We start from the raw sequence: 20883 nt of genomic DNA on the forward strand, positions 1-20883 counted from the left end.
CCTTCTATTTTAAAACAGCCGAGTATTCAGGTGGAGATATAGGAGGGCCAAATCCTACAATTGATTTTGCTGAATTTAAATTGCAATTTCTTGTACAACCTGAAATTTAATTATTTAGGTTATTAATTAAAATTTCTTCGAATCTCACCTTCCGCTTCTACAAACAACCCGATGCCAAAGACTGTGGCCCCACCTGCCTGCGCATCATTGCCAAGTACTACGGCAAACTGATCTCCCTGCAGGAAATACGGGAATATTCGGAAACCACCCGCTCCGGAAGCAACCTGCTTAAGCTAAGCGAGGCAGCGGAATCCATCGGATTTAAAACCATAGGGGCCAGGCCTGGTATTAAATATTTAATTAACAAATTTGTGTTATATTTGATATAGGGCGTACTGCAGGACCAAAAAATTAGGAAGCCCTGGTTTCAAACCCGAAAATAATTTAATGGAGAGATTTTAATCACAAAAAATTAATTTTCTATGATTCTGGCGTCAATCAGACTTGCAAGCGGGAAAATTCAATTGAAAACATGCATTCGCTAAGATGAAAATTTTATCCCTGTCCATTTTTTTTGCCTGCCTTTATGGAATCGTGTATCCCCAATCCAATTCACCAACCGGACAATTGAGTGGCAGCGTACTAGATGAAGGAAACAATCCTTTGGACCATGTCTACTTTTTCTTAAAAAATTATCCGGAATTTAATGGAGTTTCCAATTCTTCCGGGCACTTCTCCCTTCGATTTCCTAAGGTACTAAAGGAAGATACCCTGGTGGTGAACCGCCTCGGATACCATCACATACAAGTTCCCCTGGCCCGGTTAAAATCAACCGGAAACAGCATCAAATTAGCGCAAGCAGTCATTGCCCTGGAAGAAGTCATCGTAAAGCCTGAAGATAGCTCCCTGGAAGAAATGATTTCCAAAGCCATCGACAGTATTCCCCAAAATTATCCCAATAAACGCCACCAACTAACCGGTCTTTACCGCAAAGTTTCCACCAATTATGATGACTTTACCCATTTGGTGGAAGCTGTTGTAACGGTGGAAGACCTGGGATATGAAAAAGATGTACAGAGCGCTAAAATAAAAGTGGAATCTCTGAGACAGAGCGATGAACATGCCGAAGTTGACCCCTATATCTCAGCCATGAAAGCAAAGGTTAGAAATCAGATCGAATCCATGGGTGAACCTCTAGGGCCTTTGAATCCAATCATCGGGACTTATCCCTCCAACTACATCAGAACAGCCTATGTTCCTGAAAGCCACTTTAGCAGGGACGGATACCGGTTTATGGGGATCCCTGAACTGCCCGTTTATCATCAATTTCTGGGCATGGAGTTTATCGGCAGGGATACCATCTACCACATAGCCTTTGGCTCAGATGATCCCCCTGATGGCAGGAATTTCCTAAAAATAAATGGCCGAAACCATGCAATTGTCGAATACCAACTGGGCTATAGAAGTGGGGAGCACCAGGTCTATGTAAAGTTCAGGGAAGTGGGTGGCCGCTACTATCCGGAAATCATCCGGCTGAAGTCACTTAGGCTGATCAACCGGGATGTAGGTGTTCACCAGATGGATATCCATACTCTTTGGTTTGATAAGGTGAACACAGATCATTTAAAAAAAATCAGGCCCAGAGAGCTGCTCAAAAGAGAGCAGGAAATTGAACCAAACGAATTCCCCTTGGATGAAGGATTTTGGAAAGATAACGAATTCCTGAAGAACCACCCATTGGATAGCGCAATCATCAACAGCCTGGAAAGAAATGGAAAGCTGTTGGAACAATTTGAACGAAATGCGAAGGATTAATTCAATACTATCGGTCTTCATTGTGCTGCTGGTCCTGTTTTTCTCCGCTTGTGGTAGAAACCAGGAAGTGAAGGATCATGACGAGCAAGAAAATAGTGCACAGATTGTTCTGGTATTAAAAGATAGCCTGGTTCGGGATTTTCTCAGGGAGCGAAAAGCCGCTTTAAAATACCTGGACGATGCATATATGCCTGTAACAATTGATTTCTCCGGAAAGGAAAATAATTTGGTATTATCCATCGACACCCAAAGAGAAGCTATAGACCTGATGTATACTGACAACAGCCAGACCGAATACAACTACCTGCTGGCTAAAGGGGACAGTATACTTATCAGCCTGGACGAACGAAGACCATGGCTAAAAACCCTAAACAGCGAACGATCTGTATACGATGACAACCTGGAACTGCTTCGCAATCGTGAATTGTACCATTCCACCTATACCCCACTTCAGGATTCCCATTTCCTCTGGCAGGCAAATTTTAACTCCCCAACACCGGTTGACCTCAGTGAAGAACGAATAAAAAGCAGAAAAAAGGCCCTGGAAAGTGGGGAAAAAGAACTATTCTGGCTGGACTCCCTGAAGAACACAGGTCTGATTGCTGAAAGAACCGCTTCTTTTTATAAGGCAAAACTCCGGTTTGAATTGGACCACCTTCATTTTTTTTCTGCGGAGAAGGGGGTTTATGACCCAGGGGGAGCCTTAGATCACTTTACGACATCTGTTACCGACAGTTCCGAATACCTACAGACCGTCTATTTTGATGAGTTTTCGGATTTTTTACTGGCACAAATCAAAGCGAAAGATCGAAATGAGCTCCTTCTTCCGGACAGTTTGGGTTCAGGTCCAAGCCCATTTAGCAAGCGTATGCGTTTTAAACTCCTTGAGGAATCCCTCCCCCGCCTATCTTTTCAGGAAGCGGATAAATGGCTGAAAAGCTTTGGAAATCAGTTGGAAAATAAAGTTCAGGCTGATTTTTTAAAAGCCCGAATCAATACCTTGAAAAAAGAAAGGCCGGACATGGAATTGATGGGGCTCGGAAACCGGCTGATGTCTTTTGAAGAATTGCTGCATCAGAAAAGGGGCAGTTACCTGTATGTCGACCTTTGGGCGGCCTGGTGCATCCCCTGCATCAAAGCATTCCCTGCTTTGCGGAACCTGCATGAACTAAACAAAGACCGGAGCCTCGAGGTCATTCACCTCTCTGTAGATAAAAACCATAAGTTTTGGGAGCAGGTGGTTCGGAAACATGGCATTGCCTTCCCAGACCGTTCTTTTACGGTGCTGAACCTGGGTGAATCCAGTTTTCTGGATCAGTTGGACCTGGCATTTATCCCCCGATACCTGCTCTTTGATCCTAAAGGCAAGCTCATACACCCAAATGCTCCGGGTCCGGAGCAAGAGGAATTAAATGGGATTTTAGACGAATTTCTTAGATAGGGATTTGATTCGGTTTTTTTTACTACCTATTCAACGAAAAGGCGACAGAAATCCGCATATTTCATTTACTGGATACTATTGGGCAAAAATTAAAATCCAGATCTTCCATAATCTGCCTTACTAAGGTGGTCTTACCTACCTGTCGAGGTCCGTAGATGACCTGTATAAATCTCCTGGGTTCATCTTTCAGCCGTTTCAGCAATCCTGCTTTTTCTGTTCTTTGGTACGTCATATTATTTTACTCAATATATTGAGTAATTTTACTTAATATATTGAGTAAATGCAAAATTCTAAATTATTTATTTTCAGCGGATTTAAAATTATAGCCTGGGATTGCGATCAGTGCCTTTACCGGGGATGAAGCCAATAAAAGCGTATTATACTGGATCAACTGGGCCTGACGTCAATCCCCGGATACTTGCTCTTTGAAAAGGATGGAAGAGCATTTGCCGGATGACTTCATCAGAATAAACCGGAACTGCCTTGCCAATGTTAATTTAATCCAATCTTTTTTGCCTAAGGAAAGAGAGATAAGGTTACAAAATGATCTTTGCCTGCGGGTATCCAAATCCAAATGGAGCAATATCAAAAAGGAACTCCTTCAACGTACCTCACCCAAAAGGCCATTCAAAAAAGATCCTAATCCAATTTCCGGAAATTTAGAGAAATTTTTGGATGAAAGAAGGCCGGGTAAAACGTGGAATGCTATCAGGGTAGGCTTGTTGACACCTTTGAGCAATGGGTTTTGAAGGACAGCGAGGTGGTTGCGAAGTTGACAGCCATTATGAGAGAGCGGTTAGGTTATTGGCTTTAACCAGGTAGTTATCGCCAAGTTTTTACCTGCAGGTAATTGCGGAAAATTGATTAGATTTGAATAAAAACAATAAAATGCACGCATTAATTGAGCAACGAAAAGAAGAGCTTAAGAATATCTGCGAAAGACTAAAAATCAAAAGACTTTATGCCTTTGGCTCTGCCGTGGCTTCAGATAAGTTCAGAGAGAATAGTGATATTGACTTCTTGATATCATTTGACGACAAAATATCACCTGAAGAATATTCTGAGAATTATTTCCAATTGCAATATGCATTGAGAAATCTTTTCAATCGGGAAATAGATATAATTACCGAAAGTTCCTTATCAAATCCCTACTTTATTGAAAGTGTAAACAAGAATAAAGTCCTGATTTATGAAGCATGAAATAAAAAAAAATCTTTATGACGTGAATGTTTCCATAAACTCAATTTTTGACTATTTGGGCGATGAGCTTGACTTTACAGAATATTTGAACAACAAGCTTTTACGTAGGGCTATAGAAAGAGAAATAGAAATTATTGGTGAAGCTATAAACAGAGCATTGAAGCAAGACCCAGACTTGCAAATTGAGAATGCAAAAAGAATAGTCGATACAAGGAATTGGGTAATACATGGATATGATAAAGTTGACGATGTGATAATCTGGGGATTGTGGTGAACCACCTACCAAAACTGCAAGAAGAAATTCAAAAATATTTACAGGATTGAGTTAATTGTAAATGAAATTTAGAAGGCCTGAATAACAGATGTTATTTTTCTATATTATTTATATTAATTTAAAGCCAAACCCACCCACCCACCCCAAAAAACAATGATCTATCTTCGAGGCTTGTCATTATTACTAGCAATTCCTTTTACCGCATCTACATTCATTTTTTCTTGCACACCAATTACAGAGCGGGCTAAAAATGAAAAAACCTTTTCCTTCGAAACGCTGCCAAAGTCTATCTCCCTTCAGGGTAATAAAATATACTATCCTGAACTAAAAATGCCTTATACCTTGTTTACAAACAATGATCTGTTGATTGTAGGAGAGAGCAGAAGAACCTATGATGAATTCCCTCCCATTCACCTTATTCACAGCCAAAAAATGGATTACCTGGGTGCTAAAGGAGTGATCGGATTTGGTCCTGGTGAACTTTCGGATGTTGCCGGAATGGATGCAGGTTCAAATGAAAATACATTTTGGGTGTACAGTGCCATGGAGAAGCGGTTTTCCGAATTCAGTTTGAAAGACACTACCTCCCTTTCTTCCAATCAAATCAAACAAGAGGGGGATTTTTTTATGGCAATGGCGATGAAGTTTTCTTCCGATAGCACGGTGATGTGCCGAATGGTCAACGATCCCTTTCGTTTCGTAGAATTTAGTTTGGATGGGCAGCGAATTAAAAATTATGGCAAATGGAAAGACATTTTGGTTCGAAAAGATTTTACTGATTACATGATGGCCGATCTGCACCTAGGCTATTTTCAGGGAAATCAACGTAACCAAACCTACGCATATGCCAGTGCATACCGGGACCGCCTGGAAATTTTAGATAAGAAATCGGAACAAATATATCTGGTAGATGGTCCATATAATTTTATTCCTGAGTTTACAGTAGCGACTTCCGGCGGTAAATCCAATGGTGTCATCGTAGACATCAAAGAACCCATGGCTTATGCTGCCGTAGAGGTAAGCGATGATTACATTTATGGCCTCTATTGTGGCAGAACATTCAGGGAAGTACGTGAAGGCAGCGAATATGCGACTGAAATCTACGTATTTGATCTACAGGGCACTATTATCTGTGAATTAAAACTGGATATCAGCATCCGGGCCCTTGCCGTAAATGAGCAGGCCGGCAAATTGTATGGTATCACCACAGATGAAGATCCTGGAATTGCTGTTTTTGATTTACCTTCGTTTGACTAACAAAAAAGGCACTATTTCACATCATTTAACAATACAGACTATATTCATAATTGGATTAGATTTTTAAACAAGCTATTTTCAACTACTGGACCCCTTAACTAGCTGATTTTAAGGAGAAATCCTTTAGGCCTCCGATTGTAAACGTAAATCAAACGCTGTTTTGATAGCATTTCTGCAAATTCTAAGTGTATTCTTATGGTTTATCCTGTCGCCTTCTGGTACCAGTAGGTTTATATCCGTGCCCCTGGACCATCGGGAGCCCCGCGGCAAGCAAATAACCATCAGTTATACCCTTTTCCAACCCTACGAGGAACAAAAAGAAACCATTCTGCTATTGGATGATCTAGTGGACAACTATTTTCAGCAAAGCATGGAGCTCCGGAAACTGGCGAATGAATTTAACCTGGTACAAATCAAAGGCCGCCATCAGTCCAAAGTCCTCCTGAATACCCTCCGGGCTACCGGGGAAACGGACTGGTCCAAAGCTTACCAGCTACTGAACGTGGACCAGCATGTCCGGGACCTGGAAAGGGTCCGGAAAGCCTTACCCGGAGATCAGCCGGTGCATTTGGTGGGCTTTTCCGGTGCTGCCGCCTACCTGCATTATTACCTGAGCCTGTATCCCGAAAAAGTCAGTTCCCTGATTTCCTTTAACCCCCTACTTCTTGACCTTCAAAAAAACCTGAACTTCCGGGACCCGGCCCCCTGCCCGGAAGCGCAGGCCAACCGGTTTTGGTTCGGCTATTTATGGCATGCACATGCCGAAAGGCTTTGTCCGGATACGGGTGATACCGATGATTTTCCTTTCTATGCCTTTTTACAATGGGGATTTTTGGTGCCGGGCCTATGGGAAAATAGGGACGATGATGTGGCACTAAAAGTACGGCTGTTTGAGCACAGTTATGATTTACTGGCAAACCGGCTGAACGATCAGCCTCCTTCCATTGCGGCAGCCTGGATGAAACAGGAAAGCCAGCCCATCTGGAAGGAATTGGAGCAAGCTTCTTTTTTTTCGGTGCATGGAGTGGATTACGACAAAGGCAGGCTGTTCGAAGGAAAGGTACTGATCGTGGGCGCTGCCCATGACAAACTGCTATCCAGGTATTGTTACGATGTATTGGCGGAGTTCTACCCCCAGTCCAGCCTTATGCTGCTCCGGGATGGACATGCTTTGGGGAAATTGAGGGCTACCGGATTGCAGCGGGAGCTTATCCGCTCCTTTTTACTTGAGGATAATCAGGAAAAAATCGGCGTTTACCAATCCCTTCGGGAAGCCGGTCTGCTTTATGATAAAAGGGATAGGTATAACCTTTGAGGTCTTTGAGACTTCGAAAGTTTTTTCGTTAATGTTCTAGAAAAGAACTTCGGGGTTCGGAAAACCCCAAAGGTCAATGCCCGAAACCTTTACTAATTACAATTTGTAAGGCACCATATTTATTTTTCAGGCTTTTTTTGTAAATTCAATTTAAATTAATTTTAAAGAAAGATGAAAACGGCCATACAAATAGATTTAACCTTTGACCAAATCATGTCGATCGTCCGACAATTGCCCAAAAACCAAAAAATCAAGCTAACCCAAGAATTGGAGAAAGAAGTGATTGGCAGCAAGCTTTCTCATTTATTAAAGTCCCTAAGGACTGATAAACTTGACCTGGATACCATAACGGAAGAAGTGGAAATAGTCCGACAAGAATTGTATGCAAAACAAAAGCATTAAAGTTATTTTTGACACAAAGGTTTGGATCAGCTTCTTAATTGGCAAGCGTCTGGCAAAAATCAGACATCATATTGCGGACGGAAGTCTAATTATTATAACCACCGAACAACTCCTTATTGAAATCAAGACGGTTACCCGCCGTGAAAAATTGAAAAAATATTTTCCAAAAGGAAGAGTAGAAGAATTAATTGAGCTTTTAGAGACCATAGCCGAAAAAGTAGCTATTCATCCTACACATTTTATTAGCCGCGACCCAAAAGATAATTTTTTATTGGACTTAATAGATTTTTCAAAGGCTGATTTCTTGGTTACCGGAGACAAGGACTTATTAGAACAACATCCCTTTAAAACGGCTAAAATTGTAACCCCGGACGAATTTGAAAAACAACTTCAAAATGCAAGAGCTAAGCGTTGACCGAAATGCTTCCTCGTCAAAAAATAAATTGCGACCTTTCATTGCCCGGTTCTTCATCACCGCATCACCACATCACCGCATCACCACATCATCAAATCACTTACTTCTTCTTAAACAAAGAATCCACAAATTCCCTTCGGTCAAAGACCTGCAAATCGGTCATCTTCTCTCCTACCCCAATGTACTTTACCGGAATCTTGAATTGATCTGAAATACCGATGACCACACCTCCTTTGGCCGTCCCATCCAGCTTGGTGATGGCCAGGGCGCTGATTTCGGTGGCTTTGGTGAATTCTTTGGCCTGTATAAAGGCATTCTGACCGGTAGAGCCATCCAATACCAGCAAAATCTCATGGGGTGCCTCGGGGATGAATTTCTGCATCACCCGCTTGATCTTGGTCAGTTCGTTCATCAGGTTGACCTTGGTATGCAGCCGGCCGGCCGTATCCACGATCACCACATCTGCCTTCATTTCCACAGCCCTTTTTACCGTATCGAAGGCCACCGAAGCAGGATCAGTGTTCATGCCATGGGAGATTACCGGCACATCCACCCGCTCTCCCCAAAGGATGAGCTGGTCCACAGCAGCCGCCCGGAAGGTGTCGGCCGCCCCCAGCACCACTGACTTTCCGGCCTGCTTGAATTGGTGGGCGAGTTTTCCGATGGTGGTGGTCTTGCCCACCCCGTTTACGCCCACCACCATGATCACATAGGGCTTTTTGCCTTCGGGAAGGTCAAAGTCGCCCTGGTACGGGGTATTGTTTTCCGCCAGCAGTCCGGCGACTTCCTCGCGCAGCAAAACGTCCAATTCTGAAGTATTGATGTATTTGTCCCGCTCCACCCGCGCTTCGATGCGCCGGATGATTTTGATGGTGGTATCCACACCCACATCTGAGGTGATCAGAATCTCTTCCAACTCATCCAGGATATCGTCATCTACTTTGGACTTGCCTACAATGGCTTTTCCTAATTTGGAAAAGAGGTTTTTGCTGGACTTCTCCAGTCCCTTATCTAAACTTTCTTTTTTCTCGCTGGAAAAAAAACCAAATACTCCCATAATTTTTACTGTAAGACCCGAATATACGCAAAAATCCCTTTCGATAAGAACCGAAAGGGATGTATACATGCTTTAAGGAAGGATATCTCCTTATTTTTTTAATGTCTCCTGAACCAGGGGACTAGGCACCATTTCCTCTTTGAAGGTATACGCCCCGGTCTTTTCTGAACGGACAGCCTTGATCACTTTGGCATACGATACGCCACCTTCTTTTTTCAGTGTTGCTACTACTTTCTTAGCCATAATAGTATTATTTTATCCCCGAGGGGATAGTTCTTATTTGATTTCTTTGTGAACCGTCACCTTTTTCAATATGGGATTGAATTTTTTCAATTCCAAGCGCTCGGTGGTGTTTTTTCTGTTCTTGGTGGTGATGTAGCGGGAAGTACCGGCCATTCCGCTTTGCTTGTGCTCCGTGCATTCCAGGATCACCTGAACTCTGTTACCTTTCTTAGCCATTTCGTTTTGTAATTTATATTGGTGTTGAGGTAAATCTTATTTGATAACGATGTCCCCTTTTTTCTGCGCATCTTTCAATACGGCGCTGATTCCTTTTTTATTGATGGTCCTCAAAGCAGAGGAGGAAACCTTCAAAGTAATCCAGGCATCTTCTTCGGGAATATAAAAGCTCTTCTTGTGCAGGTTGGGGTAAAATCTACGCTTGGTTTTATTATTGGCGTGAGATACGTTATTGCCTACCTGAGGCCTTTTTCCGGTAATGTCACAAATTTTTGCCATGATATATGTATACAGTAATGATTGACTTTTTTCAATTGGGTTTGCAAATATCGGAAGAAATCATTAAATAACAAAAGCAGGCCCTATAAATATTTAATAAATCCCTGCTTACCAACTTTTTGGTTTTGGGGCATGATTACAGGCTCCTTTTCTTATATTTGCCCTTTGGGTTCAAAACCCATGCAATGATAATGATTTAATAAGGAGATCCATGATGCAGGAGATCAGTTCAAGCCAGGAAGCCATACAGCTGGAAAACAAATATGGCGCACACAACTACCATCCCCTACCCGTAGTCCTCAGCAGGGGTGAGGGCGTTTATCTTTGGGATGTGGAAGGAAAAAAATACTTTGACTTCCTTTCCGCCTATTCGGCCGTCAACCAGGGACACTGCCATACAAGAATAAAGGAGGCCCTGATCGAACAGGCCGGTACCCTTACCCTTACCTCCAGGGCATTTTACAATGATGTGCTGGGACCCTATGAAAAGTACATCACCGAATACTTTGGCTTCGATAAGGTACTGCCCATGAATACAGGTGTGGAAGCCGTGGAGACCGCCATCAAAATTGCACGTAAGTGGGGTTATGAGAAAAAAGGTGTACCCGAGCAGCAGGCGAAAATCATCGTGGCAGAAGACAACTTTCACGGCCGCACCACTACGGTGATTTCCTTTTCCAACGATGAAAATGCCCGCAAGAATTTTGGACCTTACACCCCGGGATTTATCCGGATACCCTACAATGACCTGACAGCCCTGAAAGCAGCACTGGCCAATAATCCCGACACGGTGGGCTTTCTCATTGAGCCCATTCAGGGAGAAGCGGGCGTCAATACCCCGGATGCGGACTATATGAAGGAGGCAAAAAAACTCTGTCTGGAATACAATGCCTTATTGCTGGCAGATGAAATACAAACCGGTATCGCCCGGACAGGTTCATTGCTGGCCGTCTGCGGTGATTGCAGCTGTGAGGGGCATTGTGAAAAACAGGAGACCTATGTGGAACCGGATATGCTGATCCTGGGCAAGGCCCTTTCCGGAGGCTTCTTTCCGGTCTCAGCAGTTTTGGCCAATGAGGAAATCATGGACGTGATCCATCCGGGGCAGCATGGCTCCACCTTTGGAGGCAACCCCCTGGGCGTCAAAATAGCGATGACCGCCCTGGAAGTGGTAAGGGATGAAAAGCTCGCCCAAAATGCCCGAGCCCTGGGCAAGGTATTTCGGGAGCGCATGGCACTGCTGGCGGATAATTCCCATTGGGTAAAACTGGTGAGGGGCCGGGGCCTGCTCAATGCCGTAGTGATCAACGATAGTCCGGACAGCAGCACGGCCTGGGACACATGCCTGGCATTAAAGGACAATGGGCTCTTGGCCAAACCCACCCATGGCAATATCATTCGCTTTGCCCCCCCACTGGTCATGACCTTGGAAGAGTTGCACAGCTGCTGCGATATCATAGAAAAAACCATTCTGGCCTTTGAAAAACCTGGTGTAAAAGCATGAAAAAACAAGCTGTCATTTTTGATATGGATGGGGTGATCTGTCACACCAACCCCTACCACTCAGAAGCCTTCCGGGTGTTTTTTGGCAAAAGGGGTCTTAACCCTACAGAGGAAGAGTTTGCCCAACACATGTATGGCAAGAGCAACAAATACATCTTCCGCCACTTTTTAGGCAGAGAAGTCACAGGGGAAGAATTTTCGGCTTTAGAAAACGAAAAGGAAGGACTGTTCCGGGAGATCTATGCCCCGAAAGTGGCCACCATTCCAGGCTTTCTGCCCTTTCTGGAAGAATTGAAAACAAGCGGCTTCCGCACCGGAGTGGCCACCTCCGCTCCGGAAGCCAACCTGTTACTGATCATGGAATCACTGGGCTTTAAGTCAAAAATGGAGTCCATTATGGCAAGCGAGCATGTGAAAAAACACAAACCCGACCCGGAAGTCTATCTCACTTCTGCCAGCAACCTGGGAGTAGATCCGGAAAACTGTCTGGTTTTTGAAGACTCCTACAGCGGCGTTTCTGCAGCCCGAAATGCCGGCATGCGGGTAGTTGGTGTGCTCTCTTCTCACAGCAGGGAGGAATTACCCCCCTGCAACCTCCACATCAATGACTTCCACGAAGTGAATGCACGGAAAATCCTGGATTTGCTAACTGGAACGGAAACGGTATAAGCTGCAGAAGGGCTGCAGTAAAATGGAAATTCCATACCTTTGCATAACTAGAAGTTAGGAACCATTCTTATGAACAGAAGACCCAGAAGAAACAGGAAATCAGCTGCCATCCGCTCCATGATAGAGGAAACCCGGCTATCGGTAAAGGATTTTATTTTTCCGCTCTTTCTGATCGATGGCATCAATCAAAAAGTAGAAGTAAAATCCATGCCGGGTATCTACCGGTATTCCCTGGACCTGATGCTGGAAGAAATCGATTCCTGCCTGAGGCTGGGGATCAATGCCTTTGATATTTTTCCGGCCTATCCGGAAGACAAAAAGGACCGCTTTGCGACAGAGAGCTACCGGAAAGACACTTTTTACTTAAAGGCTTTACGGCAGATCAAACAGACTTTTCCCCAAGCCTGCATCATGACCGATGTGGCCATGGATCCCTACAATTCCGACGGGCATGATGGCCTGGTAGAAAACGGTAAAATCCTGAATGACGAGACCCTGGAAATACTGGGCAAGATGACCCTGGCCCAGGCGAGGGCCGGAGCGGATATCATCGGCCCCTCCGACATGATGGATGGCCGGGTGGGCTATCTGAGAAAATTACTGGATGAAAACGACTTCAAAGAAGTTTCCATCATGTCCTACACCGCCAAATATGCCAGTGCCTTTTACAATCCTTTCCGTGATGCCCTGGATTCTGCCCCTAAATCAGGGGATAAAAAAACCTATCAGATGGATCCTGCCAACAGCCAGGAGGCCTTGATCGAGGGGCAGCTGGACATGGAAGAGGGAGCCGATTTTTTAATGGTAAAACCGGCATTGGCCTATCTGGATATCATCAAACTGCTTCATGACCGTTTCCCCCTTCCCATTGCTGCCTACAATGTCAGTGGGGAATATGCCATGATCAAAGCTTCGGCCGCCAATGGCTGGCTGGATGAAGAAAGGGCCATGCTGGAATCCCTGCTCAGCATCAAGAGGGCCGGTGCCAAAATCATCCTGACCTACTTTGCCAAGGAAGTGGCCCTATTGGAATCCTGAGTAAGGATTTAATATTTTTTTTGGTCAGAACTTGTCCCGATTTATCGGGGTGGAATCTCGAATAGTTAATCATCATTGACCTGTGTGCTTAATGATGATTTTAATCGTGTCGATTTCGTCAAGTGATTTTTTTCGCTATAAAACACCATTTCTAAGATAGCACTGGTCCAAATTCACGCCAGTAGTAAAAGGATTATTCATTCGTTTTTAATATATTTAACAGTATTTTATTTCTTTAATATATATTTTTTTATTTTATAATATTTATTTATTGGTATTTTATTACTATTTATTCTAATTTTGTTTGGGCTACTTAACACATTAACCATTTCAGATTATTTAATTTTTAATCTGTTAAAATATATTATTAAACCTTATGTTTGACTTAGGACAATCTTTTACTTCTTTTTTGGTTGCATTTTTAACCTATTATTGGTTAGATTTGGTAGGAATGCTCAATTAAAATAACATTCCTAACCATAACTCTTAAAAAATAGGTTTCTATGAAAAACATTGCCTCACCTTTAATCCAGGTAAGCACAGATGGAGTCGATCTAGCTGATGCAATAGCGCAAAACCTGCTTACCACAAATAATGTATGGATGATGCTGGCAACAGCATTGGTATTTATCATGCACCTTGGCTTTGCCGGGGTGGAAGCCGGTTTTGGCCAGGCCAAAAATACGGTTAACATCCTTTTTAAAAATACAGTCACTCCCATTATAGGTATTGTGACCTATGGCCTGATGGGATTTTTTCTGATGTACCCAGGATACGAGGAGCCGGGCTGGTTTGGCTTCGATGGGTCCGGTTGGAGCATGTTTTGGTTTAGCCCTGCGGATGCGGATGTCACCACAGCCTATGCAGACGGAAACTATACTTATTGGACAGATTTTCTTTTCCAGGCCATGTTTGCGGCCACTGCCGCTACCATTGTATCCGGTGCCATCGCTGAGAGGGTAAAATTATGGGCCTACCTGATGTTTACGGTCGTTTTTGTAGGCATCGTTTACCCCATTATCGGAAGCTGGAAATGGGGCGGAGGAGCCCTGGATAACATGGGGTTTTATGACTTTGCCGGATCTACGCTTGTACATTCAGTCGGTGGATGGGGTGCCCTGGCCGGTGTGATCATGGTTGGTCCCAGGATCGGTAAATATGTCAACGGAAAAACAATAGAAAAACCGGGTTCGAGTGTTCCCCTGGCTGTCATAGGGGTATTCCTTTTGTGGTTGGGCTGGTTTGGATTTAACGGCGGCTCCGTTCTATCTGCAGATCCGGGACTGGTATCTTTTGTATTGGTTACCACCTCGCTCGGCGCCTGTGCAGGAGGTCTGGGCGGATTCTTTGCTGCCTACTTCGCCTTCAAACGGCTGGACCTCGGAATGGTCCTGAATGGCATTCTGGCCGGACTGGTAGGCATTACGGCTGGCGCAGATGTTATCAATCCGATATTTGCCCTGTTAGTGGGATTCGTTGCCGGCATCCTGGTGGTGTTGTCTGCCATATTCCTGGACAAATTGAAACTCGACGATGTAGTAGGGGCCGTGTCTGTCCACCTTACCTGCGGGGTTTGGGGAACTCTGGCGGTGGGTATTTTCTCTACCAATCCAGATCATACTTTTTTTACCCAACTGATAGGTGTACTGATTTGTGGGTCCGTTGCCTTCCTTTCTGCTTTGACCATATTTTTTATACTGAAGAAAACAGTGGGCATAAGGGTATCAGAAGAACATGAAAAAACAGGATTGGATAGCCAGGAGCATGGCATCAGAGGATATACCATTGTCTATGATGAATAAATCAAATGATTTGATATCTAGTTAGAAAAACAACCCTTGCCCATAGAAAGGTTTCTTCTTTTTTGGGTAAGGGTTTTAATATTCGCCGGAGTTAATGAATGCTGTCAATTGCGGATACTCATCCCTGCCCAAGCAAATGGGAATTTGCCTGGCAATGCCAACCACCTTAGAATCAATCCAAATCTCCTTTTTAGCAGCTCCCACTTATGGGTAAAGGGTCTGCTGCGACTGACTCGTTCGAAAAAAATAATTTACAGGTGCAATTTTTTTACTGTTTGTCCCTGGTGGCGTTCGGCGGAATCTCTGAAAATAAATCCCTGGCAAGGCTACTGATGAATCATTTACTAAATAGTTGTTAATAAATGTATCGTAAAACCTTTGCATCATCCTGATCCCTGCGTCTAGAGAAAATGTTAGTTCTCACCACAGCGGGTCCTTTCGTTACTGCGAGACCTAACATTTAGAAACGTAGAAATCGTGATGACGATGTTGGTTTTTATCATGTAGATTTTCAGCGATTTAACAAACACGTCATCGGTAGACCTAACATTTTAAAAAACGCAGAAATCGGGATGACGATAGGTTTTTTGCATTATATGGCAATATATAATTCTCATTGTTTAATGGATAATGGTGAGTCATAGGTTGTTTATGGTATTTTTGCTTGTTTCTATTGTACTTTTTGCTTGATCAAAAAGTACCAAAAAATCAAGACAAAAAAATCCTTCCCCCCACATACCTCCCGCACCCCCGGTTTTTTGTCGGGCCAGTGCTCTTTTCGTTTTAAAATTTATCTCTTCTTTATCTAACAGATTTTTTAGGGTTTCTTCTTTATCAAAAATAACTGATTCAATTACGTCACCGGTAGGCTAAGTATTTAGAAAATACACCAATCAGGATGATAATGTTTTTTCAACACATTTATTTCCAGTATTTAACAAAAACGTCATCGGTAGGGTGCAGACGTAGATTCAGTCAAATGGCAGAAATCGTATCGGCACCCCTGGCAGTCTGAAGTAATACGCATTCGCCTATCCGAAATGACTGTCCTTTATCTTAAAAATGTGGATTTCCCTGATTTATTGGTTTTATTCCCATTCCTAAACGGGACCTGCTTAACCGAAAAAAAATAAAGCTTCTTTCATCGTTCAAAAAAACCGGCATCCTAAAGCGGGGGCAGGCTTTACATCCAATCTTTTGAAAGCTAAGGCACTTGCTGGCAAAGGCACCCCGCCCGTAGAACAAAAAAAGGAGACCGTCAGACAGCCTCCTTTTGTTATTCAAGTCTTGTATAAGTCTTAGAAACTAAGACCGGTAGTAACTTTGAAAAAGGAATCATTTCCTTCCACCAGGTCACCGCCGGCAGATAGCCTGGCAAAGGCTTTTCCATTCGGATCTGAAAACTGAATGTAGGGACCAAACCACTGGTACACATCAGAAGACTCAGAAACATTAGATCCTCCTGAGTTGATCAGGTGCTCATAATGCAATCCCAAAGAAAAGAAGTCTGAAGCTTTTACTCCGAAATTAGCCCAATAGTGAATATAAGCCAAAGTAGTACCACCGTCCGGTGCCAGGTCCCTCAATGGAGAATACAATCCAAAATAGATCTCACCTTCCGTTTTGGCTTTATCCAAACCAATGGTAAGATTGGGCACCAAACCATCTCCAAATACCCCTGGACCAGCCGTACCGGATGAAAGCAAGTTTCCGCCAGTCACACCAATCTGTGGGTTGATACTCAAACCATCTGCAGCATCAAAGCTATAACCCACACCAAATTCAGTCCAGTTGCCCCAGCCTCCGCCAGATCCCTGAACTCCACCGGTACCTCCAGACCAAAGGATACCATAAAAGGTAAAAGCTGAAGTTTCACTGACCGCATATGATCCGGCAAAAAACGGATAAAAACCGAAAAACTGGTCCGAGTTAACGGTAATTGTGTAACTAAACTTATCATCTGTCTCAGTCTGTGCTGAAGCAGTACTTACCGCAAAGACAAAAAACAAAGAAAGCGCAATAATGCTTTTCATTAAAGTTGGAATGTTAATTTTTCTCATGATTTTGATAATTAAGGTTAATTTTTAAACTACAACTGATTCAAAATTTAATTTTAAAATAACTAGGGGTTATTTTGGATTCAATATTACCCTATTATTATCAATTTTGCAAAAATAAATTTATTTTTGGTTAAAATTTTTACCTATTTCTGATTTTAATATGATTTTTAAGAATTATAAAGCCTTTTTATTATATCATACAGAATATTAAAAAAAACCATCACAAATCATTTTTGAAGGATTTATGAATATATAAAAATATTTAACCGAATTTTAAACTGATAATTTTTCAAATTTTAAAATATTTATTAAACTTATTCAAGGTTAATAATATCTACTTAAAATGCTTTTATACTCAAAAACAAAAAAACCACAGTAGGAACACCCACTGTGGCTAATTAATCAAAGAATTTGAACTAATATTTAGAGATCTTCTTCCCTTTCAAGCATCAGAATGGCGTTTTGAGGCACGATGTAATATTTTTCGCCTTCATAAATGACTTCAAAGGCACCATTCATCAGAAAAACTGCCAGATCACCTTCCTTTGCTTGCAGGGGGATGTATTTTACATTTTCCCCATGATCCTTCCAGGGTTCCTCTTCTTCCACAGGCAGTGGAATGGGATATCCTGGCCCTGCTTTAATGATGTAACCTTGCTGCACTTTTTCTTTTTCTCTAACGCCGGGAGGCAGGTAAAGGCCACTGGAAGTCTTCTGGTCTTGTTTCTTCAGTTTGATCAACAAGCGATCCCCAACGATAATCAGTTTTTTTAATCTATTTTCAGATGTCAGTTGCATGCTTTTTTTGTTTCGTTTAAGGTAACCTGATGTTTCGGTCAAAAATAATGGCATCCCCACCAGGTGAAGACGCCATCATTTGATTTTATCTGTGCCAGACTAAATGAGGGTTACTTTTTGTCTTCCTCATTCACTTCTTCATAATCCACATCGGAAACACCATCTCCGGAAGCAGCGTCACCAGCTCCTTCAGCTGCTCCACCCGCAGGACCGCCCTGTCCGGCAGCACCTTCTGCACCCTGAGTGGCATTGTACATCTCCTGCGAAGCAGCACTCCAGGCAGCATTCAGAGCTTCCATACCTGCATCAATCGCTGCAAGGTCCTGACTCTGGTGAGCGGCCTTCAGTTTTTCCAGGGCCTCGTTTACAGCCGTTTTGTTTCCTTCAGAGAGTTTATCTCCGAATTCCTTCAACTGTTTTTCGGTCTGGAAAATCAAACTATCTGCCTGATTGATTTTATCAATCTTCTCTTTTTCCACCTTGTCAGTGGCTGCATTGGCCTCTGCTTCTTTCTTCATCCTGTCGATTTCTTCCTGAGAAAGACCTGAAGAAGCTTCAATCTTGATTTTTTGCTCCTTGCCGGTACCCTTATCCTTAGCTGATACATTCAAAATACCGTTGGCATCAATATCGAAAGTCACTTCAATTTGTGGTACTCCCCTGGGAGCAGGTGGTATGTCTGTCAGCTGGAACCTTCCAATAGCCCTGTTGTCTTTGGCCATGGATCTTTCCCCCTGAAGCACATGGATATCTACTGCAGGCTGGTTATCCGCCGCTGTGGAAAACACCTCTGACTTTTTGGTTGGAATGGTAGTATTGGACTCTATGAGTTTGGTGAAAACCCCTCCCATGGTCTCGATACCCAGAGACAATGGCGTAACGTCCAAAAGCAATACATCCTTCACCTCACCGGTCAGTACGCCACCTTGTATGGCCGCACCGATGGCAACCACTTCATCCGGATTTACACCCTTAGATGGCTTCTTGCCAAAGTATTTTTCTACTTCTTCCTGGATTTTCGGGATTCTGGTGGAGCCTCCTACGAGGATTACCTCATCAATATCAGAAGGGGATAAACCCGAATCAGCAATGGCTTTTCTGACAGGATCCATTGATCTTCTGACCAAATCATCCGAAAGTTGCTCAAACTTGGCCCTGGACAGGTTCCTTACCAGGTGTTTTGGCCCGGATTGGGTAGCTGTAATATAAGGCAGGTTGATTTCTGTACTGGAAGAACTTGAAAGTTCAATCTTGGCTTTTTCTGCGGCTTCTTTCAATCTTTGCAGCGCCATGGGATCTTTCCTAAGGTCAATATCCTCTTCTGCCTTAAATTCATCAGCCAGCCAGTTGATGATTACCTGGTCAAAGTCATCTCCACCCAGGTGCACATCACCGTTGGTAGATTTTACTTCAAAGACGCCATCTCCTAATTCCAGGACGGAAATATCAAAAGTACCACCGCCCAGGTCATAGACCGCAATCTTCATGTCTTTGTTTTTCTTGTCCAGACCATATGCCAGGGCAGCAGCAGTAGGCTCATTGATAATCCTTTTTACATCAAGGCCCGCAATCTGACCGGCCTCCTTTGTCGCTTGTCGCTCTGAATCATTAAAATAGGCAGGAACAGTAATTACTGCTTCTGTCACTTCCTGACCCAGAAAATCTTCCGCTGTAGATTTCATTTTCTGAAGGATCATGGCCGAAAGTTCCTGAGGAGTATAAGACCTGTCTCCTATTTTTATAGCCACGGTATCATTAGATCCCTGATCTACCTTATAAGAGGCATGTTTTCTTTCTTCCGAAATTTCAGAGAATTTCTTTCCCATAAATCTTTTTACAGAGGATATGGTATTTGCAGGATTGGTAATGGCCTGCCTTTTGGCGGGATCACCTACTTTCCTCTCTCCATTTCCGTTGTCCAAAAATGCCACGATAGAAGGTGTTGTCCTTCTACCTTCACTGTTTTGAATGACCACGGGCTCACTACCTTCCATTACCGCAACGCAAGAGTTGGTCGTACCCAAGTCTATACCAATAATTTTTCCCATAATTATATTTATTTTGTCGTTTTCGTTTTAGTTACAAAACTTGAACAACAACCAATGTGCCAAGTGAATGAATGAAAAATTTAATGCCACATTGTCATAATACATGACAGTTTTCGGATTAGATATGTCAGCATTTTTAATTAATTTTCCAAATCCGTAAGCATTAGCTATCCCCTATCCCTGAATCCTCTCAGTCATGCAAGTCAGTGCCATCCATGTATATCCCATCAAATCCCTCGCAGGCCTATCACTAAGCAGCAGTCAGGTAGAAATTACTGGCTTTCAATACGACAGACAATGGATGCTGGTAGACAAACAGGGGAAATTCCTGAGCCAGAGAACTCATCCTGAGATGGCTCTCATTCAGGTAAATTTGGAAAAAGATCAGCTGCTTCTGAGTCACAAGTATGATACAAATGCCTTTTTCCGCTTACCTTTTATAATGGATTCAGGGAAAAAGAAACAAGTTAGCATATGGGAGGACCAGCTGGAAGCTTCCCTTCCGGGACCAGAGGTGGACGAATGGTTTTCGGACCTGCTCCACATGGATTGCCAGCTGGTAAAGATGGGCAGGGGTGAAAAGCGCTGGATTAAGGAAAAATATCAGGTCAACAGGGAACATGTGAGTTTTGCTGACAGCATGCCATATCTTATTATCGGTCAATCTTCCCTGGATGATCTCAATAGCAGGCTGGACACACCGGTACCCATGGAACGATTCCGGCCCAACATCGTTTTTTCTGGTGGCCCTGCATTTGCAGAAGAGGCCTGGGATCGGTTTACCATCGGTCAGGTGAAATTCAAGTCGACAAAACCTTGTGCAAGATGTGTCCTTACAACTATAGATCAGAACACGGGGAAGAAAGGGAAAGAGCCTTTATATACCTTATCGCAATATAGAAAAAGTGGAGAAAAAATCTTTTTTGGACAGAATCTCATCGCCTTGAACAGGGGTAAATTAGCTGTAGGAGACAACATACTTTTGTAAATCTTGACAATAATTGTGTAACATTTATACACTTTGGGGGCACAATCCATTTCTTTGTTGCGT

At 43.2% G+C, this 20883-nt stretch carries 23 protein-coding genes; 15 read left to right on the forward strand and 8 right to left on the reverse strand.

Going from position 1 to position 20883, the window contains the following annotated elements; translation table 11 throughout:
• Positions 1-131 precede the first annotated feature (131 nt).
• The 3 genes from GL182_RS13715 (at position 132) to GL182_RS13725 (ending at position 3256) form a co-directional block, all read left to right on the forward strand.
• On the forward strand, positions 132-389 hold the full coding sequence (locus tag GL182_RS13715) for a cysteine peptidase family C39 domain-containing protein (RefSeq protein WP_163380453.1): 258 nt from the start codon (positions 132-134) through the stop codon (positions 387-389).
• A gap of 157 nt (positions 390-546) precedes the next feature.
• Positions 547-1815, forward strand: coding sequence for a carboxypeptidase-like regulatory domain-containing protein (locus GL182_RS13720; protein ID WP_163380259.1), 1269 nt, complete (start codon positions 547-549; stop codon positions 1813-1815).
• Positions 1802-3256: a TlpA family protein disulfide reductase gene (locus GL182_RS13725; RefSeq protein WP_163380260.1), complete on the forward strand. Its 1455-nt coding sequence runs from the start codon at positions 1802-1804 to the stop codon at positions 3254-3256. Before GL182_RS13720 ends, GL182_RS13725 begins: the two co-directional genes overlap by 14 nt.
• Before the next feature lie 61 nt (positions 3257-3317).
• Here the strand turns inward: GL182_RS13725 and GL182_RS13730 are convergent, their stop codons facing one another.
• On the reverse strand, positions 3318-3488 hold the full coding sequence (locus GL182_RS13730) for an ATP-binding protein (protein WP_240469837.1): 171 nt from the start codon (positions 3486-3488) through the stop codon (positions 3318-3320).
• A 202-nt stretch (positions 3489-3690) separates the two neighbouring features.
• Between GL182_RS13730 and GL182_RS13735 the strand changes: the two genes are divergently transcribed.
• The 7 genes from GL182_RS13735 (at position 3691) to GL182_RS13765 (ending at position 8119) form a co-directional block, all read left to right on the forward strand.
• Positions 3691-4005, forward strand: coding sequence for a LytTR family DNA-binding domain-containing protein (locus tag GL182_RS13735; protein ID WP_163380261.1), 315 nt, complete (start codon positions 3691-3693; stop codon positions 4003-4005).
• A 139-nt stretch (positions 4006-4144) separates the two neighbouring features.
• Entirely contained in the window at positions 4145-4456 is a 312-nt protein-coding gene (locus GL182_RS13740) for a nucleotidyltransferase family protein (RefSeq protein ID WP_163380455.1), read from the forward strand.
• The gene (locus GL182_RS13745; protein WP_205603662.1) at positions 4446-4730 is read left to right on the forward strand and encodes a HepT-like ribonuclease domain-containing protein; all 285 of its coding nucleotides are present in this window, start codon (positions 4446-4448) and stop codon (positions 4728-4730) included. The genes GL182_RS13740 and GL182_RS13745 overlap by 11 nt, the downstream gene beginning before the upstream one ends.
• A 171-nt stretch (positions 4731-4901) precedes the next feature.
• Complete coding sequence (locus GL182_RS13750) at positions 4902-5987, forward strand: BF3164 family lipoprotein (protein WP_410267513.1); 1086 nt, start codon at positions 4902-4904, stop codon at positions 5985-5987.
• A gap of 160 nt (positions 5988-6147) precedes the next feature.
• Positions 6148-7302: an alpha/beta hydrolase gene (locus tag GL182_RS13755; protein WP_163380263.1), complete on the forward strand. Its 1155-nt coding sequence runs from the start codon at positions 6148-6150 to the stop codon at positions 7300-7302.
• A gap of 171 nt (positions 7303-7473) precedes the next feature.
• Positions 7474-7704 (forward strand): type II toxin-antitoxin system VapB15 family antitoxin, encoded by a 231-nt coding sequence (vap15, locus tag GL182_RS13760; RefSeq protein ID WP_163380264.1) that lies wholly within the window; start codon positions 7474-7476, stop codon positions 7702-7704.
• Positions 7685-8119 carry a putative toxin-antitoxin system toxin component, PIN family gene (locus GL182_RS13765; protein ID WP_163380265.1) on the forward strand — a complete coding sequence of 145 codons (435 nt, stop codon included), beginning with the start codon at positions 7685-7687 and terminating at the stop codon, positions 8117-8119. Before vap15 ends, GL182_RS13765 begins: the two co-directional genes overlap by 20 nt.
• Before the next feature lie 100 nt (positions 8120-8219).
• Here GL182_RS13765 and ftsY read toward each other — a convergent pair whose 3' ends face one another.
• From ftsY to rpmB, 4 genes are all read right to left on the reverse strand, one after another.
• On the reverse strand, positions 8220-9176 hold the full coding sequence (ftsY, locus tag GL182_RS13770; protein ID WP_163380266.1) for a signal recognition particle-docking protein FtsY: 957 nt from the start codon (positions 9174-9176) through the stop codon (positions 8220-8222).
• Between the two features lie 90 nt (positions 9177-9266).
• Positions 9267-9419, reverse strand: a complete 153-nt coding sequence (locus tag GL182_RS13775) for a DUF4295 domain-containing protein (protein WP_162341906.1) — start codon at positions 9417-9419, stop codon at positions 9267-9269.
• A gap of 33 nt (positions 9420-9452) precedes the next feature.
• Positions 9453-9635, reverse strand: coding sequence for a 50S ribosomal protein L33 (gene rpmG / locus GL182_RS13780; RefSeq protein ID WP_163380267.1), 183 nt, complete (start codon positions 9633-9635; stop codon positions 9453-9455).
• Between the two features lie 36 nt (positions 9636-9671).
• Positions 9672-9914, reverse strand: a complete 243-nt coding sequence (gene rpmB, locus GL182_RS13785; protein ID WP_073095464.1) for a 50S ribosomal protein L28 — start codon at positions 9912-9914, stop codon at positions 9672-9674.
• A 211-nt stretch (positions 9915-10125) separates the two neighbouring features.
• On the opposite strand from rpmB, the gene rocD reads away from it, so the two are divergent.
• From rocD to GL182_RS13805, 4 genes are all read left to right on the forward strand, one after another.
• On the forward strand, positions 10126-11418 hold the full coding sequence (gene rocD / locus GL182_RS13790) for an ornithine--oxo-acid transaminase (RefSeq protein WP_317167805.1): 1293 nt from the start codon (positions 10126-10128) through the stop codon (positions 11416-11418).
• On the forward strand, positions 11415-12086 hold the full coding sequence (locus tag GL182_RS13795; protein ID WP_163380268.1) for an HAD family hydrolase: 672 nt from the start codon (positions 11415-11417) through the stop codon (positions 12084-12086). Before rocD ends, GL182_RS13795 begins: the two co-directional genes overlap by 4 nt.
• A 69-nt stretch (positions 12087-12155) precedes the next feature.
• On the forward strand, positions 12156-13124 hold the full coding sequence (hemB, locus tag GL182_RS13800; protein WP_163380269.1) for a porphobilinogen synthase: 969 nt from the start codon (positions 12156-12158) through the stop codon (positions 13122-13124).
• Between the two features lie 503 nt (positions 13125-13627).
• Entirely contained in the window at positions 13628-14926 is a 1299-nt protein-coding gene (locus tag GL182_RS13805; RefSeq protein ID WP_163380270.1) for an ammonium transporter, read from the forward strand.
• A gap of 1298 nt (positions 14927-16224) precedes the next feature.
• On the opposite strand, the gene GL182_RS13810 is transcribed toward GL182_RS13805, so the two are convergent.
• The 3 genes from GL182_RS13810 to dnaK all read right to left on the reverse strand — a co-directional run bounded on the left by GL182_RS13810 (position 16225) and on the right by dnaK (position 19832).
• Positions 16225-16986, reverse strand: coding sequence for a DUF6733 family protein (locus GL182_RS13810; RefSeq protein ID WP_163380271.1), 762 nt, complete (start codon positions 16984-16986; stop codon positions 16225-16227).
• A gap of 423 nt (positions 16987-17409) precedes the next feature.
• Complete coding sequence (locus tag GL182_RS13815) at positions 17410-17784, reverse strand: co-chaperone GroES family protein (RefSeq protein ID WP_163380272.1); 375 nt, start codon at positions 17782-17784, stop codon at positions 17410-17412.
• Between the two features lie 110 nt (positions 17785-17894).
• The gene (dnaK, locus tag GL182_RS13820) at positions 17895-19832 is read right to left on the reverse strand and encodes a molecular chaperone DnaK (RefSeq protein ID WP_163380273.1); all 1938 of its coding nucleotides are present in this window, start codon (positions 19830-19832) and stop codon (positions 17895-17897) included.
• Positions 19833-20028: 196 nt separating this feature from the next.
• Between dnaK and GL182_RS13825 the strand changes: the two genes are divergently transcribed.
• A complete protein-coding gene (locus tag GL182_RS13825; protein ID WP_163380274.1) occupies positions 20029-20820 on the forward strand; it encodes an MOSC domain-containing protein in 792 nt (263 codons plus the stop codon).
• Positions 20821-20883 lie beyond the last annotated feature (63 nt).

The sequence above is a fragment of the Cyclobacterium sp. SYSU L10401 genome, from assembly GCF_010993705.1.
In the GTDB taxonomy this organism is placed as follows: Bacteria; Bacteroidota; Bacteroidia; order Cytophagales; family Cyclobacteriaceae; genus Cyclobacterium.

Excerpts from the sequence above, each read along its gene's own strand:
- ftsY (WP_163380266.1), bottom strand. The coding sequence starts at position 9,176 with ATGGGAGTATTTGGTTTTTTTTCCAGCGAGAAAAAAGAAAGTTTAGAT.
- rocD (WP_317167805.1), top strand. The coding sequence starts at position 10,126 with ATGATGCAGGAGATCAGTTCAAGCCAGGAAGCCATACAGCTGGAAAAC.
- GL182_RS13775 (WP_162341906.1), bottom strand. The coding sequence starts at position 9,419 with ATGGCTAAGAAAGTAGTAGCAACACTGAAAAAAGAAGGTGGCGTATCG.
- rpmG (WP_163380267.1), bottom strand. The coding sequence starts at position 9,635 with ATGGCTAAGAAAGGTAACAGAGTTCAGGTGATCCTGGAATGCACGGAG.
- vap15 (WP_163380264.1), top strand. The coding sequence starts at position 7,474 with ATGAAAACGGCCATACAAATAGATTTAACCTTTGACCAAATCATGTCG.
- GL182_RS13725 (WP_163380260.1), top strand. The coding sequence starts at position 1,802 with ATGCGAAGGATTAATTCAATACTATCGGTCTTCATTGTGCTGCTGGTC.
- GL182_RS13730 (WP_240469837.1), bottom strand. The coding sequence starts at position 3,488 with ATGACGTACCAAAGAACAGAAAAAGCAGGATTGCTGAAACGGCTGAAA.
- dnaK (WP_163380273.1), bottom strand. The coding sequence starts at position 19,832 with ATGGGAAAAATTATTGGTATAGACTTGGGTACGACCAACTCTTGCGTT.
- GL182_RS13765 (WP_163380265.1), top strand. The coding sequence starts at position 7,685 with ATGCAAAACAAAAGCATTAAAGTTATTTTTGACACAAAGGTTTGGATC.
- GL182_RS13805 (WP_163380270.1), top strand. The coding sequence starts at position 13,628 with ATGAAAAACATTGCCTCACCTTTAATCCAGGTAAGCACAGATGGAGTC.
- GL182_RS13795 (WP_163380268.1), top strand. The coding sequence starts at position 11,415 with ATGAAAAAACAAGCTGTCATTTTTGATATGGATGGGGTGATCTGTCAC.
- GL182_RS13825 (WP_163380274.1), top strand. The coding sequence starts at position 20,029 with ATGCAAGTCAGTGCCATCCATGTATATCCCATCAAATCCCTCGCAGGC.
- GL182_RS13720 (WP_163380259.1), top strand. The coding sequence starts at position 547 with ATGAAAATTTTATCCCTGTCCATTTTTTTTGCCTGCCTTTATGGAATC.
- GL182_RS13745 (WP_205603662.1), top strand. The coding sequence starts at position 4,446 with ATGAAGCATGAAATAAAAAAAAATCTTTATGACGTGAATGTTTCCATA.
- GL182_RS13740 (WP_163380455.1), top strand. The coding sequence starts at position 4,145 with ATGCACGCATTAATTGAGCAACGAAAAGAAGAGCTTAAGAATATCTGC.
- hemB (WP_163380269.1), top strand. The coding sequence starts at position 12,156 with ATGAACAGAAGACCCAGAAGAAACAGGAAATCAGCTGCCATCCGCTCC.
- rpmB (WP_073095464.1), bottom strand. The coding sequence starts at position 9,914 with ATGGCAAAAATTTGTGACATTACCGGAAAAAGGCCTCAGGTAGGCAAT.
- GL182_RS13815 (WP_163380272.1), bottom strand. The coding sequence starts at position 17,784 with ATGCAACTGACATCTGAAAATAGATTAAAAAAACTGATTATCGTTGGG.
- GL182_RS13810 (WP_163380271.1), bottom strand. The coding sequence starts at position 16,986 with ATGAGAAAAATTAACATTCCAACTTTAATGAAAAGCATTATTGCGCTT.
- GL182_RS13735 (WP_163380261.1), top strand. The coding sequence starts at position 3,691 with ATGGAAGAGCATTTGCCGGATGACTTCATCAGAATAAACCGGAACTGC.